At 67.5% G+C, this 4038-nt stretch carries 5 protein-coding genes; all 5 read right to left on the minus strand.

Going from position 1 to position 4038, the window contains the following annotated elements; all coding sequences use genetic code 11:
- Nucleotides 1–376 (minus strand): response regulator (locus tag V5A20_RS13400; RefSeq protein ID WP_332316495.1); only part of this gene is annotated, 376 nt, incomplete at its 3' end.
- A 50-nt stretch (nt 377–426) separates the two neighbouring features.
- A complete protein-coding gene (locus V5A20_RS13405; RefSeq protein WP_332327569.1) occupies nt 427–1410 on the minus strand; it encodes a sulfotransferase in 984 nt (327 codons plus the stop codon).
- Between the two features lie 38 nt (nt 1411–1448).
- Nucleotides 1449–2963, minus strand: coding sequence for an O-antigen ligase family protein (locus tag V5A20_RS13410; RefSeq protein ID WP_332316497.1), 1515 nt, complete (start codon nt 2961–2963; stop codon nt 1449–1451).
- Between the two features lie 25 nt (nt 2964–2988).
- Nucleotides 2989–3828, minus strand: coding sequence for a TolC family protein (locus V5A20_RS13415; protein WP_332316498.1), 840 nt, complete (start codon nt 3826–3828; stop codon nt 2989–2991).
- Between the two features lie 27 nt (nt 3829–3855).
- On the minus strand, nt 3856–4038 hold a 183-nt coding region (locus V5A20_RS13420; protein WP_332327570.1), incomplete at its 5' end, for a hypothetical protein.

Raw genomic sequence — 4038 nt, forward strand, 5'->3', positions numbered from 1 at the left:
GGAGCTCCTCCGGATTGAACGGCTTGTTGAGGTGGTCCTGGGCGCCGAGACGAAGCGAGGTGACGCGCTCGTCGCTCCCGTCGCGGCCGGAGAGCACCATCACGGGAATCTCCTCCAAGTCGTCGCTCGACTGGAGCCGCTCCAGCAGGGCGTGCCCGTCGGTCTCGGGGAGGTTGAGGTCGAGCAGGATGGTGTCGGGGCGGTGCTGGCGCAGGCGCTCGATGGCGGCCTCGGCCTCTCCGACGACGGCCACGTCGTAGTCGGGCGCCAGCAGGCGCGACACGAAGGACTGCATGACCGGGTCGTCGTCCACGAGAAGCAGGGAGGCGCTGGGGGCACTTGTCGGTGAGAAGGAAGAGGTGGCGAGCGTAAACATGGTGTAGAGAGATTGGCTGTGGATGAGACTGTGTAGAGGGATGCGGGATCTTACCCCGTTTCGGGGGCCGGTGAAAACCAGTGGTCGATTGAGCGATCCAGTAAGGTGCCGAGGTGGCGCAGGTCGTCGCCGTAGATCTCGTGGGTGATGCGCCGGCGCAGGTCGTCGGAAAGCGACTCCTTGTGTCCCAGGCGGCGACGAACCGTTGCCAGCAGACGCTGGGCTGTGGGGGATTGGCGCAGGCGGCTCCACACCTCGGGCAGCGCCGCCGCGAGCGCCGCCTTCAGCCCCCCGTGTCGGCCCAGAAGCCACGCCAGGGCCGGATGCTGCAGGCGGTGGGAGCTGTTGCGCGGCGTCGTGTCGGGGCGAAAGGCGGGATCGACCCCGAGGAAGCGGTACAGCGCCGCCATCGTTTCCTGGGGCCGGTGGACAAGGTCCTCGAACAGAAACACCTTGATCTGCGATCGGGGAAACCGATCCAGGTAGCGCTGCAGATGGGCACCGTAGAACCCTTCGGGCACAAGGTCGGGGCGCCGCCACCAGACCGATGAGCGGTCGAGGGCGTCCCGAAACCGGCCGGACGGGGGGTATCCCTCTGCTACCAGGTGCTGCCACCGCGAGAAGAGGCGCTCGGCCGGCTGGCGCAAAAACGCCACGAGGCGAACGTCCGTCCCCAGGTGGTGGGCAATGTTGGCCGGGGCCCGCTCGTCGTAGAGGTACATGGGGGAGGCTTCCCCGGTCACCGTCCCGTCGGGGGCCTCATCGAAGAGGGCCTGGTAGTCGGCCCAGGTCGTGACGGCGTCCGGGTAGTGGTGCATGCGCTCCGGATCGTCGGCGTCGGGGGCCAGATCCTCGCCTTTCAGCGCGAAAAAGTTCGGCTCCTTCACCGAGCTCATAAACACCTCCGGGTGCTGGTCGAGGGCGCGCCAGACGGAGGTCGTGCCGGATTTGCCGGCGCCGATCACCAGGAACGAAGGGCAATGATCGGTCGAAGCGGGCGTCGGGGGAGACGCCGAGGATGGGTGGGGAGACATGGCGCGTGTGCAACGGGAAAATCGTGAGGAGGAAAGCGTCAGGCAGAGGGTATCGTTGAGGGCGTCGGGTCGGCCTCTTCCGATTGGGAGGATGGAGGGTCATCTGCCAGGCGGGGCGCCATCGACAGATAGGCGAGGCTGGCGTACACGAGGATGCCCGTCGGCAACTGGCCGAGCACCTGATTGCCGTAGCTGGCCATCAGGATGCCCATGATGCCGGCGTGAAGCCCAATCAGGGCCTGCCGCAGCTGCGGGTCCTCGACGCGCCACACGAGCACGGCCCCGTATCCCATCAGCAGGATCCAAAGGCCGAGGTACAGCCCCAGTCCCACCGTGCCGGTCTCGGCCCAGAGGCGGACGTACCAACTGTCGGGCGGGAACTGGGCGAGCCACGTGCCCGGGCTGAAGCGCCGGCCCCAGCTGCCCACGCTTCCGATACCGCCGCCGATCGCGTAGCGCACGGGGTCGGCCTTCATGTAGCGGGCCAGGCGGGCCTGATTGCGCAGGCGCACCTGCATCGACGGGGTGTCGCTGCCGCGCTGGAGGGCGTCTCGGAAGCGCTGAATCTGGTAGACGCTGCTCCCGATCGAGGTGTACATGAAGAAGCCGTACGCCATCGCCATCGCCGCCACGCCCAGGAGGATGGCGCGCCAGTTTTTGCTGAGGACCAGATACGTCACCCCTCCGAAGAAGGGCACTGCCATCGCCCCACGGGTGCCCGAAATGAAGAGGCCGATGACGCCGCAGAGGGCCACGAGGCCGTAGAACAGGCGCCGGCGCCACGAGAGATCCCGCCCGATGGTCATGATCCCAGCCACCACGGCGACGTGGCCCTGCGCGGCGCCGAACTGTCCGGCGTCGCTGAAGAAGGAAAAAATCCGGAGCTTGCCGAACAGGATGTGCTGCACGGCGGCGCCGCTGCGCAGCCACTGCCACTCGAACGGGTCCAGGCCGATGAACTTTTGCCGCAGGCCGTTGAGCGTGCCCAGGATTGAGAGAACGAACCAGATCGTGAGGAACCAGTCGAGGTCGCGCCGGCGGTCCAGCAGGAGCAGGACCAGGGGAACGACGAGCGCAAAGTGCAGCCCGACCCCGCGCATGGCATAGACCCACGCGAGGTGGCTGACGGCCTCGGGGTTCAGGAGCTGAAACGTGACGTATCCCATCCAGAGCAGCGCGCCCCAGACCGCCGGACGGTTGGCCTTGTGCCAGTCAAGACGGCCGGCAACCGGCACCACGAGCCCGATCCACGTGAGCGTGAGGAGGACATCCACCGTCAGGCCCATGGGAACGGGCACGTAGCGCTTGACGCCAAGCCCGACGATGGCCACGACGAGGGTGGCCCAAAACCCGAGCCGCGGCGCGCCAAACACGATCGCGGAGACTGCAATGCCGCCCACGAGGCCCACCAGCAGGACCGGGCCCAGCAGGCCCAGCCAGGCACACAGCCCGCCCAACCCGACGGCGGCTCCGCCCACCAGGACGAGGCGAAGCGCGCGTCTCCACCATTCCTGGTGCGCATCTCCCAATGTCGGCTGCGAGAGTGAGGGCATGGGTTCCGTCCGTTAGAGACGTGATCTAGCGGGACTCAGAAGCATCGGGGGACGTCACCGTGGCCTGCTGGAGGTCAGCCCCTTGGAGCTCGCCTAGGCTGGTCCCAATTAGCCGTTCGAGTTGATCGTACGCCTTTTTGTACCTCAGGCGGGCCTTGCGAAAGCGGGCCTCGGCCTTCGCCGCCACCTCCGTCACGCGCGAGAGCTTGTCCACCGACAGCGTCCCTTGTCGAAACGACGCCTCCGCCATCTGGAGCTGGGTCTGGGTCGACGTGTAGCCGCGGCTCTGGACCACCGTCAGTTCGCGGGCCTGCTTCGCGGCGTAGTACCGTTCAATCACCTGCTTGCGCACCGCCTCGGCCAGCACCCGGCGCTGCCGCTTCGCCGCTTCGAGGCGCTCCCGAAATACGCCCACTGAGGCGTCCCGCCCCAGCAGGTCGAACAGCGACACCTTGATGCCCACTTCCAGGCGCTGCCCAATCTCGACGGCGTCCACGACGCTATTGCCGAAGGAGCCGTACGATGAACTCGCGCCGACGGTCACGCCCTCCATCCAGCGTTTCTTGGTCCGCTCCACCTCGTGCCGGCTTCGCGCAACGATGGCCTCCTGCACGGCCAGTTTGGGGGCATTCTCGCGAGCGTACTCGACGACGACCGAGAGGGGCGGGAGGGGAACGGGCTGCGGCGGGGCGTTTGCGGCGGTCGCCGTGTCGAGCACGGTGGAGACCGGGGCCGATGCCGTGTCGGGTCGCATTTGGGCCTGCTGGGCCTGGGCGGGCGCCGCGGGGCCGGTGACGGACAGGAGGACGCCCGGGAGGACGATCGAGGCAAGAATGCGGCCGAGGACGCAGCGAGGCAGGGGCATGGAAACCGGGGCGCTCGTGATGGGAGACTAAGCACCCCACACACTAGCCGACATCGCGTACAGGTGCCGGGACGGATCGACGAACCCCGAAGTCCGGTCGGTAAATGGCCAGCCCCCCCACACTTGCCCGACGAAGGCCCCGCTGCGCTCGACGAATCCTGCGCTGGAGGCGGCATCGTCTTCACTGACCCCCGGAGTGTGGTCCATTCG

Source organism: Salinibacter sp., assembly GCF_036626415.1.
Lineage (GTDB): Bacteria > Bacteroidota > Rhodothermia > Rhodothermales > Salinibacteraceae > Salinibacter.

Coding starts and splice junctions, on each gene's coding strand:
- V5A20_RS13405 (WP_332327569.1), bottom strand. CDS start 1,410: ATGTCTCCCCACCCATCCTCGGCGTCTCCCCCGACGCCCGCTTCGACC.
- V5A20_RS13410 (WP_332316497.1), bottom strand. CDS start 2,963: ATGCCCTCACTCTCGCAGCCGACATTGGGAGATGCGCACCAGGAATGG.
- V5A20_RS13415 (WP_332316498.1), bottom strand. CDS start 3,828: ATGCCCCTGCCTCGCTGCGTCCTCGGCCGCATTCTTGCCTCGATCGTC.